The 19277-nt window shown below is 64.3% G+C and carries 13 protein-coding genes; 8 read left to right on the plus strand and 5 right to left on the minus strand.

From position 1 onward, the window contains the following. The first annotated feature begins 131 nt into the window (after positions 1-131). Positions 132-3179: an aminotransferase class III-fold pyridoxal phosphate-dependent enzyme gene (locus tag LU682_RS13210; RefSeq protein WP_010954237.1), complete on the plus strand. Its 3048-nt coding sequence runs from the start codon at positions 132-134 to the stop codon at positions 3177-3179. Between the two features lie 78 nt (positions 3180-3257). Here the strand turns inward: LU682_RS13210 and LU682_RS13215 are convergent, their stop codons facing one another. Together LU682_RS13215 and LU682_RS13220 are read right to left on the minus strand one after the other, a co-directional pair. Continuing rightward, positions 3258-4382: a mechanosensitive ion channel family protein gene (locus tag LU682_RS13215; protein ID WP_010954236.1), complete on the minus strand. Its 1125-nt coding sequence runs from the start codon at positions 4380-4382 to the stop codon at positions 3258-3260. Positions 4383-4480: 98 nt separating this feature from the next. After that, complete coding sequence (locus tag LU682_RS13220; protein ID WP_010954235.1) at positions 4481-4951, minus strand: MarR family winged helix-turn-helix transcriptional regulator; 471 nt, start codon at positions 4949-4951, stop codon at positions 4481-4483. Positions 4952-5148: 197 nt separating this feature from the next. Between LU682_RS13220 and LU682_RS13225 the strand changes: the two genes are divergently transcribed. From LU682_RS13225 to LU682_RS13245, 5 genes are all read left to right on the plus strand, one after another. After that, entirely contained in the window at positions 5149-5979 is an 831-nt protein-coding gene (locus LU682_RS13225) for a p-hydroxycinnamoyl CoA hydratase/lyase (RefSeq protein WP_010954234.1), read from the plus strand. 75 nt (positions 5980-6054) lie between these two features. Continuing rightward, on the plus strand, positions 6055-7503 hold the full coding sequence (locus LU682_RS13230) for an aldehyde dehydrogenase (protein ID WP_010954233.1): 1449 nt from the start codon (positions 6055-6057) through the stop codon (positions 7501-7503). 91 nt (positions 7504-7594) lie between these two features. Further along, positions 7595-9478 carry a feruloyl-CoA synthase gene (locus LU682_RS13235; protein ID WP_049587830.1) on the plus strand — a complete coding sequence of 628 codons (1884 nt, stop codon included), beginning with the start codon at positions 7595-7597 and terminating at the stop codon, positions 9476-9478. Further along, positions 9475-10716 carry a thiolase family protein gene (locus LU682_RS13240; RefSeq protein WP_049587832.1) on the plus strand — a complete coding sequence of 414 codons (1242 nt, stop codon included), beginning with the start codon at positions 9475-9477 and terminating at the stop codon, positions 10714-10716. The genes LU682_RS13235 and LU682_RS13240 overlap by 4 nt, the downstream gene beginning before the upstream one ends. Before the next feature lie 14 nt (positions 10717-10730). Further along, positions 10731-12485 carry an acyl-CoA dehydrogenase family protein gene (locus LU682_RS13245; RefSeq protein ID WP_010954230.1) on the plus strand — a complete coding sequence of 585 codons (1755 nt, stop codon included), beginning with the start codon at positions 10731-10733 and terminating at the stop codon, positions 12483-12485. Here LU682_RS13245 and LU682_RS13250 read toward each other — a convergent pair. After that, positions 12466-13491, minus strand: a complete 1026-nt coding sequence (locus LU682_RS13250) for a formylglycine-generating enzyme family protein (RefSeq protein ID WP_049587834.1) — start codon at positions 13489-13491, stop codon at positions 12466-12468. The two genes, LU682_RS13245 and LU682_RS13250, sit on opposite strands and share 20 nt — an antisense overlap. Further along, positions 13488-15152 (minus strand): arylsulfatase, encoded by a 1665-nt coding sequence (locus tag LU682_RS13255; protein ID WP_010954228.1) that lies wholly within the window; start codon positions 15150-15152, stop codon positions 13488-13490. Before LU682_RS13255 ends, LU682_RS13250 begins: the two co-directional genes overlap by 4 nt. A gap of 261 nt (positions 15153-15413) precedes the next feature. Between LU682_RS13255 and LU682_RS13260 the strand changes: the two genes are divergently transcribed. Both LU682_RS13260 and mhpT read left to right on the plus strand, forming a co-directional pair. Next, a complete protein-coding gene (locus tag LU682_RS13260; RefSeq protein ID WP_060495005.1) occupies positions 15414-16805 on the plus strand; it encodes an alginate export family protein in 1392 nt (463 codons plus the stop codon). A 34-nt stretch (positions 16806-16839) separates the two neighbouring features. Then, a complete protein-coding gene (gene mhpT / locus LU682_RS13265) occupies positions 16840-18081 on the plus strand; it encodes a 3-(3-hydroxy-phenyl)propionate transporter MhpT (RefSeq protein ID WP_232914892.1) in 1242 nt (413 codons plus the stop codon). A gap of 15 nt (positions 18082-18096) precedes the next feature. Here the strand turns inward: mhpT and LU682_RS13270 are convergent, their stop codons facing one another. Continuing rightward, complete coding sequence (locus LU682_RS13270; protein WP_049587927.1) at positions 18097-19155, minus strand: GGDEF domain-containing protein; 1059 nt, start codon at positions 19153-19155, stop codon at positions 18097-18099. Positions 19156-19277: the final 122 nt, after the last annotated feature.

The raw sequence follows: 19277 nt of genomic DNA on the forward strand, positions 1-19277 counted from the left end.
ATAAGCTTGCCGTCATTATGCCGGTCGGAACCGGCATAATGCCTGTTGCGCCCGACCGTATGCAGGGTGTCCGTTTCGGCGGCGCATGACAAGCTATTGAAAAACAATCAGCGCGCTCGGAACCTGATGATATGACAGACCTTTCCCACCCGGCACCTCGGTTTTCGGCAAGCGATGCAGAGGGCCTTGCAAAAGATTTCTTCAATGTCACCGGCACTGCAACGCCCCTGGATGGGGAGCGTGATCGCAATTACCGGCTGGAGACTGGCGTAGATGCAGGCTGGATACTGAAAATCGTCAATGCCAGCGAGCCCAGGGTAGAAAGCGAGTTTCAAACCGCGCTACTCGATCACCTGGCCGTGCATGGCGCGCATTTGGGCGTGCCACACCTGCGGGCCAGCGTGACGGGCGACTACCTGCCGTCTGTGGCCAGCAGCACCGGTGAACAGCACGCTGTGCGCCTGGTCAGCTGGCTGGCCGGCACGCCACTTGCCAAGGCCAGACGCTCTTTGGCGTTGATGAGAAACTTCGGCCAGGCACTCGGTGAACTTGACCGTGCCCTGCAGGGCTTCATGCACCCGGGCGCAGTCCGTAACCTGGACTGGGACTTACGCCATGCTGCGCGCTCCCGTTCGCGGCTGCACTGCATCAAGGACCCTGATCGGCGGGCCGTTGCCGAGCGCTTCATCGCCCGGTTCGAACAGACTGTACAGCCTAAACTGGCTTCCCTTCGCGCCCAGGTGATCCACAACGATGCCAACGACTGGAACATCCTGGTCGATGCCGAAACGCCCCGTAGCGTGACTGGCTTCATCGATTTTGGCGATGCGGTGCACACCGTTCTGATTGCCGAGGTCGCGATCGCCAGCGCGTACGCCATTCTCGACATGGACGACCCGATCGGCGCTGCTGCTGCGCTGGTGGCCGGCTTCCACGAAAAGTACCCGTTGCAAGCGCAAGAACTTGATGTGTTGTTCAACCTGATTGCCATGCGCTTGGTCATCAGCGTGACGTTCTCCGCTTCCCGGCAGGATCAGACAGACGACAACCCCTACCTGGCGATCAGTGAAGCGCCTGCCTGGCGTCTACTGGAACAGCTCGATTCGATGAACCCACGGTTGGCCACCGGCATTTTGCGCAAGGCCTGTGGTTTCGATGCCATCGAAGGTGCGGGGGAAGTCCGCCGCTGGATTGCCGACAACCACAAGTCGTTTGCCGACCTGGTGCGCCCGTCAGCCGCCATTCTCGACAAGGTCATCGCGCCGTTTGGCGATGCCAGCCATGAGATGACCATTGCCTCGGCCCAGCAGCGCCCTGCAGATGCGACGCGGTGGTGGAATGAATTCTCTGCCGCGCACAAGGCCCCGCTGGGCATCGGGCCATGGGGCGAGGTACGTGCCGTCTATACCGACAGCGCCTTTGAGTCTCGCTTCATCAAGGGGCAGCACCGGACCCTGCATGTGGGAGTAGATTTGCTGATGCCAGCAGGTACGCCGCTGTACGCACCGATTGCCGGCACCGTCAGAAGCGTCGAGGTCGAGCCAGACCCGCTGGGTTATGGCGGCCTGGTGATGCTCGAGCACACCCCGCCCGGTTGCCCGCCATTTCTGACACTGTGGGGGCACATGGCCCACGAGGCGCTCAGCCGTTTGAAGGCCGGTGACAAGCTCGAAGCCGGCGACCTGGTCGGTTACATGGGCAGCGATCACGAGAACGGCGGCTGGATCCCCCACCTGCATCTGCAGTTGGTCACCGATACCCAGTTGCGCGCGTGCGAGGTCATTGGCGTGGGTGAGCCAGCGTACCGCGAAGCGTGGGCCGACCTGTTCCCCGATGCCTCGGCCCTGGCCGGTATCCCGCCAGAGACCTACAGCCAGCAGGGGATGACCAAGGCCCAGATCATTACCAGGCGCAAGGAACTGCTGCTCCCTAACCTGTCCATTTCGTACACCGATCCGATCAAGTTCGTGCGCGGTGATGGCGTATGGCTGATCGACAACTTCGGGCGGGCCTACCTGGACTGCTTCAACAACGTCTGCCACCTGGGCCACAGTCATCCCGACGTGGTCGAAGCCTTGACCCGCCAGGCTGCGCTGCTCAACACCAATACCCGCTACCTGCACGACAACATCGTCGAATACGCCGAACGCCTGACCGGCACTTTGCCAAAGGGCCTTTGCGTAGCGTCCTTTGGCTGCTCGGGGAGTGAGGCCAACAGCCTGATGCTGCGTATGGCGCGCAATTACACAGGCAGTGATCAGGCGATCGTGCTGGACTGGGCCTACCACGGCACCACTCAGGAACTGATCGATCTGAGCCCTTACAAGTACAAGCGCAAGGCGGGCAAGGGCAGGGCGGCGCATGTTTACGAGGCCGTGGTCCCGGACAGCTACTACGCCCCCGAGCACTGGCCCGTGGAAGCGCACGGCAAGCGCTTTGCCGAGTCGGTGGCAGAGCAGCTGGACGCCATGCGCAAGGCAGGCAAACGCCCTGGGTTTTTCATTGCCGAGTCGATCCCCAGCGTGGCGGGGCAGGTGTTTTTGCCCGAACATTACCTCAAGGAGGTGTACGCCATGGTGCGAGCCGAAGGTGGGCTGTGCCTGGCCGATGAGGTTCAGGTCGGGTTCGGCCGGGTCGGCAGCCACTGGTGGGCATTCGAGACCCAGGGCGTGGTCCCGGATGCCGTCAGCATGGGCAAACCCATTGGTAACGGCCACCCGATGTCGGCGGTAGTGACCACGCGCGAGGTTGCCGATGCTTTCAACAACGGCATGGAGTATTTCAATACCTTCGCCGGTAACCCGGTGTCATGCGCGGTAGGCCTGGCGGTACTCGATGCAATCGAGCGCGACCAGTTGAAAGAAAACGCCTTGAGTGTCGGCCATTACCTGCTCGAGGGTTTGCGCAAGCTTCAGCAGCAATTCGACGTGATTGGCGATGTGCGCGGGTTGGGCCTGTTCCTCGGCATCGTGCTGGTCACTGACCGCAAGTCGAAGGCGCCAGCCACGGCCCTGGCCAGAAAAGTGGCTGATGGTGCCCGGGAGCGCGGCGTGTTGATCGGCACCGAAGGCCCGCATGACAACGTGCTGAAAATGCGGCCTTCGATGATTTTCAGCCGGGCCAATGCGGACTTCCTTCTTGAGGTGCTGAAAGACAGCTTCACCGCGGCGCTGAAATAGCGTTTCAGCGCGGGCAGGGCGTGCGCATGTGCACGCCCTGCGGTGCACCTATCTGGCGAGCCGGGCAGGTTGCCAGCATCAAGCGCCCCTGATGCTCAGGCCTTCGCGAGCCTGGCCATGCAGGCCGGACGCCTCTGGCAATGCCGTGACCTTGATCGCGCGCACCGGCACGGCGAACTTGGCGCCGATTTGCGAGAACCGCTCCAGCAGCCTGAAGTTGATCGCCTGCTGAATGTCCATGTAAAGGTTGTAGCCTGGGTCCTGGACGATGTAGACACACTCGAACTCCAGCGCCTCTTTGCCGAAGCCGCGCAGGTGAGCGCGATCGAAACGCGCCTGCTCCTGGGCCTTGATGGCGTCTTCTACGATGGCTGGCGCTTTCTTCACGGCCTCGGTGGGCGTGTCGTAGGAAAGCCCGAACTCGAACACGATGCGACGCTCTTGCAGGCGCTTGTAATTCTGGATGGTGCTGCTGATCATGCTGGCGTTGGCCATGACGATCTGTTCGCCGCCGAGGCTGCGGATGCGTGTGGTTTTGAGGCCGACGTGCTCAACGGTGCCCGCCAGGGGCCCGATGACGATGAAGTCACCGATCTCGAACGGCTTGTCCACGGCGATCGACAACGAAGCGAACAGGTCGCCAAGGATATTCTGCACAGCCAGCGCCACTGCGATGCCGCCCACGCCCAGGCTGGCGACGAAGGCGGTGATGTTCACCCCCAGGTTCGACAGCATCGCCAGCACTACGACTGACCACAACAGGACCCGCGCGCCCCAGGCTGAAAGGGTTGCCAGTGCGCTGCCCTGGTTCAGGCCGTCGGTACGGTGGCGGGCGAAGTAACGGCTCAGGCCCAGGCCGATGGCGCGGTTGGCCCACAGGCCAATCTGCAAGGCCGCGACCACGAACCACAGGCTGCTGACCCTGGTCAGCCAGCGCTCGGGCAGGTCGAGCATGCTCAGGCCCACCAGCAAGGAGGCCAGCAACAACAGAAAGTTGCTGGTGCCGGAAAGCACCTTGGCCATTATCTGGCTCAGTGGGCCTTCGTGTTCGGACCAGCGCCGTACCCGGCGCATCAGGAAACTGATGGCGGCACGGGCGACCAGGAAGACCAAGGTGGCGACTGTCAGCGCCACCAGCAGATTGAGAATGGAGATGCCGAATACGGTGGTTTCGGTGAAAAACGCGATGATGCGGTCGTTCATGAGTACCTCGCCTCTGGGTTGATTTGCCAAGGTGCTTTCTTGGGACGTCAAAGAGGCGCAACAGGTCGATCGGATTTCACCACGCTGGGTTGACTGAGTCAGTCCCGGTAGATTTTCTTCAATAACCTCAACAGTTCAGTCCTTTCGTCATCCGAGAGGTTGGATGTCGCCTGGTGATCGCTGTCGGCGGCGATGTGCTTCAACTCCTTCAACAGGGCCTCGCCCGATTTGCTCAGGAAAATCCCATACGAGCGCTTGTCCGGTTTGCACCGCACGCGCACGGCCAGCGCGCGCTCTTCCAGTTTGTTCAGCATTGGCACGACTTGCGGGGGGTCGATTGCCAACGCACGCGCCAGGTCGGCCTGCATCAGCCCGGGGTTCTGGTCGATGATCGCCAGGGCGGAAAATTGGGCCGGGCGCAGGTCATGGGCCGAGAGCCGGGCAATAAGGTTCTGAAACAGCTTCAATTGCGCGCGTCGCAAGGCGTAGCCGATCAAGTCTTCAAGCACCCCTTCTCCCACAGGAGCAGCCACGCAAGCGTCGTCGGTACTACGGGCAGACCTAGCCATCAGGTTTCATGCTCCTCGATCATGGGTAATAAAGTTACCTATTTTGCCTGTCCTTATGCGATTCGGCTAGAGAGGTTCTGGAAAAAGGCAGCGCGCCTAACCCCAGGACAAAGATAAAATTGTTAATGGTTAATTGACATAACTAATTTGACCCGTTAGCGTGGCCCCATCACCTCGAACAACAAGAGTGCAGAACCATGAGCAAATACGAAGGCCGCTGGACCACCGTGAAGGTCGAACTGGAAGCGGGCATCGCCTGGGTGACCCTCAATCGCCCGGAAAAACGCAATGCCATGAGCCCCACCCTGAACCGGGAAATGGTCGACGTGCTGGAAACCCTTGAGCAGGACGCTGACGCTGGCGTGCTGGTATTGACCGGTGCCGGCGAGTCCTGGACCGCCGGCATGGACCTGAAGGAGTACTTCCGCGAGGTGGACGCCGGCCCGGAAATCCTCCAGGAAAAGATTCGTCGCGAAGCCTCGCAATGGCAATGGAAGTTGCTGCGTCTGTATGCCAAACCGACCATCGCCATGGTCAACGGCTGGTGCTTCGGCGGCGGCTTCAGCCCACTGGTGGCATGCGACCTGGCGATCTGCGCCAACGAAGCGACCTTCGGCCTGTCGGAAATCAACTGGGGCATCCCGCCTGGTAACCTGGTCAGCAAGGCCATGGCCGATACCGTTGGCCATCGTCAGTCGCTGTACTACATCATGACCGGCAAGACCTTCGATGGTCGCAAGGCTGCCGAGATGGGCCTGGTGAACGACAGTGTGCCGCTGGCCGAGCTGCGTGAAACCACCCGCGAGTTGGCGCTGAACCTGCTGGAAAAGAACCCGGTGGTGCTGCGTGCCGCGAAGAATGGCTTCAAGCGTTGCCGCGAGCTGACCTGGGAACAGAACGAGGACTACCTCTACGCCAAGCTCGACCAGTCGCGCCTGCTGGACACTACCGGCGGCCGCGAGCAGGGCATGAAGCAGTTCCTCGACGACAAGAGCATCAAGCCAGGCCTGCAGGCCTACAAGCGCTGAGTCGCACCGCGGGCGGCGGTGTGCCGCGCCAAAGCCCGCGGGTATTTCTCTATAACGACAACAAGAGGAATGAGCATGTTGCAGGTGCCTTTGCTGATTGGCGGGCAGTCGCGCCCCGCCAGCGATGGACGAACCTTCGAGCGCTGTAACCCGGTGACTGGCGAGGTGGTGTCGCAGGCTGCCGCCGCCACACTGGCCGATGCCGATGCCGCGGTGGCTGCTGCCAGCGCGGCGTTTCCGGCCTGGGCCGCCCTGGCACCGGGCGAGCGGCGCAGCCGCTTGCTGGCAGGCGCTGATCTGTTGCAGGCGAGGGCCGCCGAGTTCATCGCCGCCGCCGGTGAAACCGGGGCCATGGCCAACTGGTATGGCTTCAACGTGAAGTTGGCCGCCAACATGCTGCGCGAGGCTGCAGCCATGACCACGCAGATCACCGGTGAAGTGATCCCCTCGGACGTTCCCGGCAGCTTCGCAATGGCCCTGCGCGCGCCCTGCGGCGTGGTGTTGGGCATCGCACCGTGGAACGCCCCGGTGATACTGGCCACGCGTGCCATTGCCATGCCGCTGGCCTGCGGCAACACCGTGGTGCTCAAGGCCTCGGAGCTGAGCCCGGCGGTCCATCGGCTGATCGGCCAGGTGCTGCACGATGCAGGCATCGGCGACGGCGTGGTCAATGTCATCAGCAATGCGCCGCAGGATGCCCCCGCCATCGTCGAGCGGCTGATCGCCAACCCTGCGGTACGCCGGGTCAACTTCACCGGTTCGACGCACGTCGGGCGCATCGTCGGCGAACTGGCGGCCCGCCATCTCAAGCCGGCCCTGCTCGAACTGGGCGGCAAGGCACCTTTGCTGGTGCTCGACGATGCCGACCTGGACGCCACGGTCGAAGCGGCGGCCTTCGGTGCCTACTTCAACCAGGGGCAGATCTGCATGTCCACCGAGCGCCTTGTGGTGGACAGCTGTATTGCCGACGCTTTCGTCGACAAGCTGGCGGTGAAGATCGCCGGGCTGCGTGCAGGTGATCCGCAAGCCAGCACCTCGGTGCTCGGCTCGCTGGTCAGCGCAGCGGCCGGCGAGCGCATCAAGGCACTGATCGACGATGCCGTGGCCAAGGGCGCGCGCCTGGTCAGCGGCGGCCAGCTGGAAGGCAGCATCCTGCAACCGACCTTGCTCGACAACGTCGATGCCAGCATGCGCCTGTACCGCGAGGAGTCCTTCGGCCCGGTGGCGGTGGTACTGCGCGCCGAAGGCGACGAAGCCTTGCTGCAGCTGGCCAACGACTCGGAGTTCGGTCTGTCATCGGCCATTTTCAGCCGCGACACCAGCCGCGCCCTGGCCTTGGCCCAACGGGTGGAGTCGGGTATCTGCCATATCAACGGCCCGACCGTTCACGATGAAGCGCAGATGCCGTTTGGCGGGGTCAAGTCCAGCGGCTATGGCAGCTTCGGCAGCCGCACGGCCATCGATCAGTTCACCCAGTTGCGCTGGGTCACCCTCCAGCACGGCCCGCGTCACTATCCCATCTAGCCGCGGCAGGCCCAGACCTCCGGCAAGATGACCGCCGCCCCGTCATATCGGGCGGCGGCAGGATGTACAACAAGAACAAGGAGCAACCTGCGTGAATAACGAAGCCCGCTCAGGGTCGACCGACCCTGGCCAACGTCCGCGCTACCGCCAGGTGGCCATCGGGCATCCCCAGGTGCAGGTCAGTCACGTCGACGACGTGCTGCGCATGCAACCTGTCGAGCCACTGGCGCCGCTGCCGGCGCGCCTGCTCGAGCGCCTGGTGCATTGGGCCCAGGTGCGCCCGGACACCACTTTCATCGCGGCACGCCAGGCAGACGGTGCCTGGCGTTCGATCAGCTACGTGCAGATGCTCGCCGATGTGCGCACCATCGCCGCCAACTTGCTAGGACTGGGCCTCAGTGCCGAGCGCCCGCTGGCGCTGCTTTCCGGCAACGACATCGAACACCTGCAAATCGCCCTCGGCGCCATGTATGCCGGTATTGCCTATTGCCCGGTGTCGCCGGCCTACGCGCTGTTGTCGCAAGACTTCGCCAAGTTGCGCCATGTCTGCGAGGTGCTCACCCCCGGAGTGGTCTTCGTCAGCGACAGCCAGCCGTTCCAGCGCGCCTTCGAGGCGGTGCTGGACGATTCGGTCGGCGTGATCAGCGTGCGTGGCCAGGTCGCAGGTCGCCCCCATATAAGCTTCGACAGCCTGTTGCAACCGGGTGACCTGGCGGCGGCCGATGCGGCTTTCGCCGCCACCGGGCCGGACACCATCGCCAAATTCCTCTTCACCTCGGGCTCGACCAAGCTGCCCAAGGCGGTGATCACCACCCAGCGCATGCTGTGCGCCAATCAGCAGATGCTTCTGCAGACTTTTCCGACGTTCGCCGAGGAGCCGCCGGTGCTGGTGGACTGGCTGCCGTGGAACCACACGTTCGGCGGTAGCCACAACCTCGGCATCGTGCTTTACAACGGGGGCAGTTTCTACCTGGACGCCGGCAAGCCGACCCCGCAAGGCTTCGCCGAGACCTTGCGCAATCTGCGCGAGATTTCCCCCACGGCCTACCTCACCGTACCCAAGGGCTGGGAGGAACTGGTCAAGGCACTGGAGCAGGACCCCGCGCTACGCGAGGTGTTCTTTGCCCGCATCAAGCTGTTCTTCTTTGCCGCCGCAGGCCTGTCGCAAAGCGTCTGGGACCGGCTGGACCGCATTGCCGAGCAACACTGTGGCGAACGCATCCGCATGATGGCCGGCCTTGGCATGACCGAAGCCTCGCCATCGTGCACCTTCACCACCGGGCCTTTGTCGATGGCCGGCTATGTCGGGCTGCCGGCACCTGGCTGCGAAGTGAAGCTGGTGCCGGTGGGCGACAAGCTCGAGGCGCGCTTCCGTGGCCCGCATATCATGCCGGGCTACTGGCGCTCGCCGCAGCAGACCGCCGAGGCGTTCGACGAGGAGGGCTTCTACTGTTCGGGCGACGCGTTGAAGCTGGCCGATGCCAGGCAGCCCGAGCTTGGCCTGATGTTCGATGGCCGTATCGCTGAGGACTTCAAACTTTCGTCCGGGGTATTCGTCAGTGTCGGGCCGCTGCGCAACCGCGCAGTGCTGGAGGGCTCGCCTTACGTACAGGACATCGTGGTCACCGCGCCGGACCGTGAATGCCTGGGCCTGCTGGTGTTCCCGCGTCTGCCCGAGTGTCGGCGCCTGGCCGGGCTGGCAGAGGATGCCAGCGATGCGCGGGTGCTGGCCAACGACACCGTGCGCAGTTGGTTCGCTGACTGGCTGGAGCGCTTGAACCGCGATGCCCAAGGCAACGCCAGCCGTATCGAATGGCTGTCGCTGCTGGCCGAGCCGCCGTCGATCGACGCCGGTGAAATCACCGACAAGGGCTCGATCAATCAGCGCGCCGTGCTGCAGCGGCGCGCCGCTCAGGTCGAGGCGCTGTACCGTGGCGAAGACCCCGACGCATTGCACGCCAAGGTGCGGCCTTGAGTGCGGCCGGGCTGTGCACCGTCTTCGAGGACACGGCCATCGTCCAGATGGTGCGCACGCCCTGGGTCGACCTGGGTGGCGCATTGGCCGCGATCTCGCCCATCGACCTGGGCATTCAGGCCGGCCGCGCGGTGCTGGCACGTGCAGCTGCCGCCCCTCAGGCGGTAGACAGTGTGCTCGCCGGCAGCATGGCTCAGGCCAGCTTCGACGCCTACATGCTGCCACGCCATGTCGGCCTCTACTGTGGCGTGCCGCAGGCGGTACCGGCACTGGCGGTGCAGCGCATCTGTGGCACGGGCCTTGAACTGTTGCGTCAGGCCGGTGAACAGCTGCGCAGTGGCGCCCGCCAGGTGCTGTGCGTGGGCGCGGAGTCGATGTCGCGCAATCCGATCGCGGCCTATGAACACCGGGGCGGTTTTCGCCTGGGGGCGCCGGTCGGGTTCAAGGACTTTCTCTGGGAAGCCCTGTACGACCCGGCTGCCGGCGTGGACATGATCGGTACTGCGGAAAACCTGGCCCGTGCCTATGGCCTGGCGCGTGAAACGGTGGACGCGTGGGCCCTGCGCAGCCATCAGCGGGCCCTGCAAGCCCAGGTGCAGGGCTGGTTCGACGAGGAAATCGTCAGCGTCACCGCGCAGGCACTGGAGGTAGAAGGCTGCCAGCCACGCGGCATTGCATTGCCGCGTGGCGTGAGTGAGGTCAGCCAGGACAGCCACCCACGGCCTACCGACGCGGCCGCACTGGCCCGACTGCGCCCGGTGCACGCCGGTGGCGTGCAGACGGCTGGCAACAGTTGCGCGGTGGTCGATGGCGCGGCGGCAGCCTTGGTCACGCGCTACTCCGATTGCACTCATCCGCCTTTGGCGCGCTTGCTGATGGCCACGGCTGTTGGCGTGCCGCCCGGCCTCATGGGCATCGGGCCGGCGCCGGCCATTACCTTGCTGCTCGAGCGCAGCGGCCTGCGCCTGGAGCAGATCGACCGCCTGGAAATCAACGAGGCCCAGGCCGCCCAAGTGCTGGCGGTGGCCCAGGCGCTCGAACTCGATGTGGACAAGCTCAATGTCCATGGCGGCGCTATCGCCCTTGGTCACCCATTGGCCGCTACAGGTCTGCGCCTGGTCCACACCTTGGCCCGTCAATTGCGCGACGGCAACTTGCGCTATGGCATCGCAGCGGCATGCATCGGCGGTGGCCAAGGCATGGCGCTGCTGATCGAAAACCCTCATTTCGTTGCCTGACCCGGAGGTATCCGATGACCTGGAAGGCGCCCCTGCGCGACATGCAGTTCGTCCTGCAACACTGGCTGCGGGCCGATCAGGCCTGGGCGCAATTACCGGCATATGCCGACGTCGACCTCGACCTGGCGGCCCAGGTACTGGAAGAGGCGGCCCGTTTCTGCGAGCAGGTGCTGGCCCCTTTGAACAGTTCGGGCGATCGCCAGGGCTGCCAGATGGAGGGCGGGGAGGTACGCACCCCGGACGGATTCCCGGCGGCTTATCGCGCCTATGTCGACGGTGGCTGGCCGTCGCTGGCATGCGCCCCGGCGCTTGGCGGCCAAGGGCTGCCGTTAGTGCTGGAGGCGGCCTTGCAAGAGATGCTGTTCGGCAGCAACCACGGCTGGGCCATGTACACCGGCATCGCCCACGGTGCCTACCTGTGCCTGAAAGCCCATGCATCCGCCGAGCTGCAGGCGCGCTATCTGCCGGGCATCGTCAGTGGTGCCACCCTGCCTACCATGTGCCTGACCGAACCCCAGGCCGGCAGCGATCTCAGCCTGTTGCGCTGCCGCGCCGTGCCCCTGGGCGACGGTGGCGACGGTGGCTACGCGGTCAGTGGCAACAAGCTGTTCATCTCTGGCGGCGAACACGACCTGACCCGCGACATACTCCACCTGGTGTTGGCCCGGTTGCCGGATGCGCCGCCCGGCAACCGCGGGCTCTCGCTGTTGCTGGTGCCGAAATGGCTGGAGGATGGCCAGCGCAATACACTGTACTGCGACGGCCTGGAACATAAGCTGGGCATCCGGGGCAGCGCCACCTGTGCACTACGCCTGGAGGGGGCCCGGGGCTGGTTGATAGGCCAGCCCCATGGCGGCCTGGCGGCGATGTTCGTGATGATGAATTCCGCGCGTCTGCATGTTGGCCTGCAAGGGCTGGGGCATGCTGAGGCCGCCTGGCAACAGGCCCGCGACTATGCCCTGGAGCGGCGCCAGATGAGTGCCCCGGGGCGGGCCAAGGGGGGCGCCCAGGGCGCCGACCCGATCCACCTGCACCCGGCCATGCGTCGGGTCTTGCTGGAGTTGCGGGTGCGTACCGAGGGGATGCGCGCGCTGGCCTACTGGACGGCCCAGTGGCTGGATATCGCCGACGCCGCCGTCGAGCCTGCACAACGGGCGAAGGCTGCGACATTGGCGGCGCTGTTGACCCCCATCGTCAAGGCGGCCTTCACCGAGCAGGGGTTCAGCCTGGCAAGCAAGGCCTTGCAGGTGTTGGGTGGCTATGGCTACACCCAGGAGTTTGCCATCGAGCAGACCTTGCGCGACAGCCGCATCGCGATGATCTACGAAGGCACCAACGAAATACAGGCCAACGACCTGATGCTGCGCAAGGTATTGGGCGATGGGGGGGAAGGTTTCGCCCTGCTGTTGAGTGAGTTGCGTACCGAGGCCGCTGCGGACGCTGGCGCCGCCGCCGCCGCGTTGGGCAGTGCGTGCGACACGCTGGAGGCAGCGCTGGCCAAGGTGCTGTCGATGACCGCGGGCGATCCCGAATTTCCGTACCGCGCCGCAGGCGACTTCCTGCAGTTGTGCGCAACGGTGCTGCAGGCCTTCGCCTGGGCCCGCAGCGCGCGCTGCATCCAGGCGTTGCCAGTGGGGGCGGCGCAGCGCCGGGAAAAGCAGGAAAGCGTTGGGTTCTTCCTCGGCTACCTGCTGCCCGACCTCGACCGGCAGGTGGCGGCCATCGACGCGGCCGCCACGCCGTTGCCATTCATTGCCGAATCGTTCTGAAACCCACGTGCGAGGTCGTCATGAACACCGGCTGCGGCTGGCGTGCCGAGGGGCGGTAGCGCATGCAGCGGTCCGCCGAACACAGGTGCGAGCCGCCTTTGATTACCGCCACCGGCACGCCGGGGTCTGCCGGGTCGAAGCTGTCACTCAGGGCCGGGCCTGAGGGGTCGAGCTTGGCGTCGCGCTGTGCGTCATGGCCTGGCCGATAGCCCGTGCGAGTCAGCTCCCAGACATTGCCGCCGGCATCGAACAGGCCAAAGCCGTTGGCCGGGAAGCAACCCACGGGCGATGTACCGGTAAAACCATCCTTCGCCGCATTGCGATAAGGGAACTGACCCTGCCAGGTATTGGCCATGAGCTTGCCCTTGGGCTGCTCGGTGGTACCCCAGCTGAAGTCGGCATCGGTCAGGCCGCCGCGCATGGCGTATTCCAGCTGCGCCTCGCTGGGCAGTTCGCGGCCTGCCCAGCGGGCATAGGCCTGGGCATCTTCCAGGGCGATCTGCACCACCGGATGGTTGTCCAGCCCGGCCAGGCTGCTGCCCGGCCCTTGCGGGTGTCGCCAGTTGGCGCCGGGCACGAACTGCCAGCCGGGGCCGAGCACGTCCGCACCCTGATGAAACACCATCGCACCCGGTATCCGCAGCGCGTCGGGCAGGGCAGGGTCGTCCTCGACACGGGTACCGCGCTCGGCATGGGTGACATACCCCGTGGCCTTGACGAAGCGCGCGAACTGGGCGTTGGTGACCGGATGCACGTCAATCCAGAAGCCGGACACCTTGGCGGGGTGAGGCGGGCCTTCTTCGTCGTAAAAGCGGCTTGAACCAAAGCTGAACTCGCCGCCCGGCACGTGCACCATGCCGTCTCGCCAAGGGCCTTGGCGCTGCGCGGGCAGGCCGCTGTAGCCCGTACACAGCAGCGCCGGCGCCGGGGCTTGCGGCCACACGGCATAGGCGGCGGCGAGCAGGCCGGTGGCGAGTGCTGCGCAGCCGGCTGCCCGGGCGATCATTGCGGCTTGACCAGGATCGGGCTGGCCGGACGGCCGTCGGCATCGATCGCGATGTTGCCGCGTTGGGCATAAGCCTTCCAGTCGCGCAGCATCAGCGCCACCTGCTCGGGGTGCCCTGCGCCGATGTCGTGGTGCTCGCCAGGGTCCTTGCGCAGGTCATACAAGTGCCAGCTCGGCTTGCTGTCGGTGGCATCCCACACCAGCTTCAGCGGGCCCTTGCGCAACGAGGCGCTGCCGTTGATTTCCCACCCCAAGGCTTCGTCATGGGCGTGGATCTGGCTGTCCTTGCCTTGCAGGTAGTTCAGCGCCGATGTGCCTTGCGGCGGCACGATATCGCGGTCGCGGTACTTGACGCCGGGCATCGGCGCACCGGCCAGTTGCAGCAGGGTCGGCATGATGTCGCGGACGCTGGCCAGCTCTTCGCTGCGGCCGGCCTTGATGGTGGCCGGGTAGTAGACGAAGGCCGGTACGCGGATGCCGCCCTGGTAGGTGGTCATCTTGTAGCGACGGCTGGGCAGGGCGCTGACCTGGGCCCAGGCCGAGCCGATCATCAGGAACGAATCGCGGCGGCCGTAGTTGTCCAGGCGGTTATCGAAGTTTGCCTTGATCCACTCGGGGTCGACACGGGTGGCGTTCTCCGGACCGTTGTCGGACATGAACAGGATCATCGTGTTTTCCAGCTCGCCGGTCTTGCGTAGGTGTTCCACCAGGCGCCCCACCTCGGCGTCCAGCGCCGTGACCATGGCCGCATACACCTCCATGGTGCGTGCGGACTGGCGTTTTTGTTCATCGCTCAGCGATGCCCAGCTCGGCACACCTTCCAGTTGTGCTTGCAGAGAGAAGTCGGCGGGCACCAGGCCGGCTTCGCGTTGGCGCTTCAGGCGTTCGTGGGCGATGACTTCGTAGCCTTGGTCGTAGCGGCCTCGGTACTGCGCCAGGTACGCATCCGGCGCCTGCAGCGGCCAGTGCGGCGCGGTGTAGGCGGCAAAGGCGAAGAACGGTTTGTTGCTGGCCTTGCCTTGGTCGATCGCGTCGATCAGGCGGTCGGTGTACCAGGTGGTGGAATAGAAGTCGTCGGGCAGCGCGATCGGCTCGCCGTTGTGGCGATAGGTGGCGCTGTAGTTCGACTGCAGGTCCATGTTGGCCTGCTTGAAGTGTGCCGCGCCGCCTTCGAGCAGCACGTAGGCCTGGTCGAAGCCGCGGTTGTGTGGCTGTTGGGCCGGTTGCATGCCCAGGTGCCATTTGCCGGCGATGTAGGTGCGGTAGCCGGCGTCATGCAGCAGTTCGGCGAGGGTCGCGACATTGGCACCGAGCACGCCTTCGTAACCGGCGCGTACCTCTGCGCCGGCCGGCAGGCGCTTGCGCGTCTCCGACATCATGCCCAGCCCGACCAGGTGTGGGTCGTTGCCGGACATCAGCATCGCCCGCGTCGGTGAGCAACTGGGCGCGGCGTGGAAATCGAGCATCAGGCGGCCGTCGGCCAACAGTTTGTCCAGGTTGGGCGTCTGGATTTCGCTGCCCAAGGCCGACAGGTCAGAGAAACCGAGGTCATCAGCGACCACCAGCAGAATGTTTGGTTGTTTAACGGTTGGTGCGGCCATGGCGTGGCTGGCACCGAGCATGAGCACGCCGAGGGCGGCAAGGGGGTGGAGGCAATTCATGGGGGGGCTCTTGTTTTTGTAATGGACTCGAATTTTGCGCATGGCCTCTGAATAGACAGCACGCCACTGGATTCTAGCGACGGATGAATGAATGCCGCAGCCGCTCGCTGCAGAAGTGTGCGATTAGCGAACGCTTGATGCTGATCATTCCTTGTACACGGCAAAACGCTATTGACGGCGCATATGGTTAACAAAAATAATCGTTAACAGAGTTATCCAGTTTGTAAGAACAATTATAAAAACAAGTTAAGGGAAATTCTGATGATCAAGCCGTTGAACGGGGTATGCCTGCCCCTCATGGTGCTTTCGCTGTGCCATTCCGCCTACGCGGCCAGCCCGCTTGAAGAGAGCCGGCCGGGGAGGCCAGGGGCCCCTCGCTGGATCGAGGACTACCGCTTTCTCGACGACCCCGCCAAGGCCACTGCCCCTTTCGATGGCCTGCGCTACCATCGGCTGTCAGAGTCGGCCTGGCTGCAACTCGGGGCTGAGGCCCGCTACCGGGCCGATGCTTCGGACAAACCCTTCTTTGGCCTGCGCGGGCTGAACGACGATTCCTATCTGCAGCAACGGCTGCAGGCCCATGCCGACCTGCACCTGTTCGACGATGCCGTGCGTACCTTCGTCCAGGTCGAGAATACCCGTGCCTTTGGCAAGGACTTGTACTCGCCCAATGATGAAAGCCGCAATGAAGTGCGACAGGCCTTCGTCGATTTCAACCACGATTTCGCCGCCGGGCGCTATACCACACGCGTAGGTCGCCAGGAGATGGGCTTCGGCGACCAGGTGTTGGTCACCTACCGCGACGCGCCGAACATCCGCCTGAGCTTCGACGGCGTGCGCGCCAGCCTCAACCTCAAGGACGGACGCAAGCTGGATGCATTCGCTGTGCGCCCGCTGAAAACCGGTGAAGACAGTTGGGACGATGGCAGCAACAACAACATCAAATTCTACGGCCTCTACGGCACCTTGCCGCTGTCGGCGTCGTGGAACATGGACCTGCTAGCCTTTGGCCTGGAAACCGACGACCGCACCCTGGCCGGCGAGTCGGGTGACGAGCAGCGCTACACTTTCGGCACGCGGCTGTTCGGCCGCCATCAGGCACTGGACTGGAGCTGGAACCTCGTCGGGCAGACCGGCCACCTGGGCAACGCGTCGATCCGCGCCTGGGCGCTGTCGAGCGACAGCGGCTTCACCTTCACCCACCCCTGGCAACCGCGCCTGGCCATGCGCATCGATGCCGCAAGCGGCGACAGTGACCTGGGCGACGGAAAAGTCGGCACCTTCGACCCGCTTTACCCACGCAATGGTGTCTATGGCGAAGCCAGCCTCACCACCCTGAGCAACATCATCGTGGTGGGGCCGACCTTCGGCTTCTCGCCCTGGCGCACGCTGCGCATCGAGCCCGGCATCTTCGAAGTGTGGAAACAGCGTGAGGAAGACGGCGTGTACATGCCCGGCATGAGCATGCTGGCCAACACCCGCGGCACGGGTCGCCATGTCGGTATCATCTACCGCGCCAGCACGCGCTGGCTTGCCACTCCCAACCTGACCCTGGACCTTGACCTGAAGTACTACGACGTGGGCACGGCCATCAAGGAGGCTGGCGGCGAAGATTCGTCGTTTGTCTCAGTACGCGCCACGTTCCGCCTTTGACCACCCGACCGATAACAACAACAGAGGGCCACACATGCATCATTCATGCGCGTCATCGGGCAAGGCCGTGCTCACCATCGGCTTGTGTTTTCTCGTTGCCTTGCTGGAAGAGCTGGACCTGCAGGCCACCGGCATCGCCGCGCCGCACATGGCCAAGGCATTCAACCTAACCCCTGCCATGCTCGGTTGGGTATTCAGTGCCGGGTTGCTGGGGTTGCTGCCCGGCGCACTGATCGGCGGTTGGCTGGCAGACCGCTTTGGCCGCAAAGCGATCCTGATCGTGGCGGTGCTGCTGTTTGGCGGCTTCTCGCTAGGGACCGCCCATGCCCAGACCTACGATTCGCTGTTGATCGCGCGGCTGATGACAGGGCTCGGGCTGGGGGCGGCGTTGCCGATCCTGATCGCCCTGGCCAGCGAGGCGGCGCCTGAGCGTCTGCGGAGTACGGCGGTCAGCCTGACTTACTGTGGTGTGCCGCTGGGCGGGGCGGTTGCGTCGCTGATCGGCATGGCCGGAGTGGGCGACGGTTGGCGTACGGTGTTCTACGTCGGCGGCATCGCACCGATCGTGATCGCCTTCGTGCTGATGATCTGGCTGAAAGAGTCCCAGGCATTCCGTGCCCAAGGCGTTGCCAAGGCTGGCAGCGAAGGTGTGCTTGCCCAACTGTTCGGGCCGCAGCAGGCAAGCCGCACGCTGTTGCTGTGGGTGGCATGTTTCTTCACCCTGACAGTGTTGTACATGTTGCTCAACTGGCTGCCGTCGCTGTTGATCGGCCAAGGCTTCAGCCGGCCGCAGGCGGGCGCCGTGCAGATTCTGTTCAACCTGGGTGGGGCGGCTGGATCGTTCCTGACCGGTCGGATGATGGACCGCGGGTTTGCCGGGCGGGCGGTATTGATCGCCTACGCCGGCATGCTGGCGTCGTTGGCGGGGCTGGGGCTGTCGAGCAGTTTCGGGCTGATGTTGCTGGCCGGGTTCACTGCAGGGTATTGCGCCATTGGTGGCCAGTTGGTGCTGTACGCGCTGGCGCCGACGCTGTATTCGACCCAGGTGCGCGCAACGGGCTTGGGCGCTTCGGTGGCGGTGGGGCGCCTGGGTTCCATGGCCGGTCCTCTGGCGGCCGGGCAGATCCTTGCAGCAGGTGCAGGTGCGGGGGGGCTGCTGATGGCCGCGGCTCCAGGCCTGGTGCTCGCGGCGTTGGCGGCACGTGCGCTACTGAAACACCGAACCCGCACGCAACGCCCGGAGCCGGGTGAGGCTGCAGCCCAGGACCCTGCATAGCACTTCCTTGGGGGGCTAGTGCTGCTTGCGCAATGCCTCCTGCTCCGGTTCGGCGACCGTGACCCGGTTACGGCCCGATACCTTGGAAAGGTACATGGCGCTGTCTGCACTGCTGAGCAAGGCGCCGAGCTCAGTGGCAGGGGCCTTCGCGAACGCTAAACCTATGCTTGCGGTGACCGGGTGTTCATCATTCACACGCAGTTTGGCTATCAGGGCCCGCAGGCGCTCGGCAACCTCAATCGCCGTGTCTGGCGGCGTATTGGGCAGCAGGATGGCGAACTCCTCGCCGCCCAGCCTGCCGGCAATGTCGTTGTCACGCAGGCTGGCACTGATCGCTGCACCGATGCGCTGCAGCACCTGGTCGCCTGCGGCATGCCCGAACGTGTCGTTGATCTGTTTGAAATGGTCGACGTCCAGCATCAACACGGCCATGAATGTACCCGCATCCCTGCACCGGACGTGCTGCGCCGAAGCATTGTCGAAAAAAGCACGTCGGTTGTTCAGGCCGGTCAGTTCGTCCGTGCACGAGGCCACCATGGCCAGCCGATGCGCGCGTTGCATTTCGTGTTTCAGGCGCCAGGCCGTCGTCAATGCCGAGGACAGGCTTTGCGTCGCGCTGACCACAAACCAGGCGAACACCAGCACCGCCAAGGCTATCCCTTGTTGCAGCGTGGAAGGTTGCAACAGTAGCCAGCCCGTAGAAGGCAGCAAGACCAGGCCCATCGACACCAGGGTCATGTTGCGGTAGGAGGAGTAGCATGACACCGCGCTGACAGACATGCCGACGGCAAACAGCATGATCAGCGTCTGCCCCAGCGCGTCGTCTGCGGGCATTACGGCAAAGGCGCCCCAGCCCCAGATAGCCGCCGACAGCATCAGCGTGACCCAGTAACGCCACTCCCAGCGTTCGGCCGTGCGCTGGTTGGCGGGTGCTCGCAGATAGGCGAAGAACATGGCGGTACGCACGCCGGTCGACACGCCCAATAACGTCATCCAGACCATGACCCTTTGCGGGTCGAAACGCTCCCAGCCCAACCAGCACAGCATGACGGCGGCCAGGAAGCTGCCAAGCACCGCAGGCGCTGACTGGACGAACAGCTGTTCGAGCCGATCCGTCCGTACGTAATGCGCTATTTCATCATGAGGATCAAGGTCTGTCATGGCGGGCGCTGCACTGGTGAACGGTAGCAGATTCT

The organism is Pseudomonas alloputida (assembly GCF_021283545.2).
GTDB lineage: Bacteria > Pseudomonadota > Gammaproteobacteria > Pseudomonadales > Pseudomonadaceae > Aquipseudomonas > Aquipseudomonas alloputida.

Excerpts from the sequence above, each read along its gene's own strand:
- LU682_RS13210 (WP_010954237.1), top strand. The coding sequence starts at position 132 with ATGACAGACCTTTCCCACCCGGCACCTCGGTTTTCGGCAAGCGATGCA.
- LU682_RS13215 (WP_010954236.1), bottom strand. The coding sequence starts at position 4,382 with ATGAACGACCGCATCATCGCGTTTTTCACCGAAACCACCGTATTCGGC.
- LU682_RS13220 (WP_010954235.1), bottom strand. The coding sequence starts at position 4,951 with ATGGCTAGGTCTGCCCGTAGTACCGACGACGCTTGCGTGGCTGCTCCT.
- LU682_RS13225 (WP_010954234.1), top strand. The coding sequence starts at position 5,149 with ATGAGCAAATACGAAGGCCGCTGGACCACCGTGAAGGTCGAACTGGAA.
- LU682_RS13230 (WP_010954233.1), top strand. The coding sequence starts at position 6,055 with ATGTTGCAGGTGCCTTTGCTGATTGGCGGGCAGTCGCGCCCCGCCAGC.
- LU682_RS13245 (WP_010954230.1), top strand. The coding sequence starts at position 10,731 with ATGACCTGGAAGGCGCCCCTGCGCGACATGCAGTTCGTCCTGCAACAC.
- LU682_RS13250 (WP_049587834.1), bottom strand. The coding sequence starts at position 13,491 with ATGATCGCCCGGGCAGCCGGCTGCGCAGCACTCGCCACCGGCCTGCTC.
- LU682_RS13255 (WP_010954228.1), bottom strand. The coding sequence starts at position 15,152 with ATGAATTGCCTCCACCCCCTTGCCGCCCTCGGCGTGCTCATGCTCGGT.
- LU682_RS13260 (WP_060495005.1), top strand. The coding sequence starts at position 15,414 with ATGATCAAGCCGTTGAACGGGGTATGCCTGCCCCTCATGGTGCTTTCG.
- mhpT (WP_232914892.1), top strand. The coding sequence starts at position 16,840 with ATGCATCATTCATGCGCGTCATCGGGCAAGGCCGTGCTCACCATCGGC.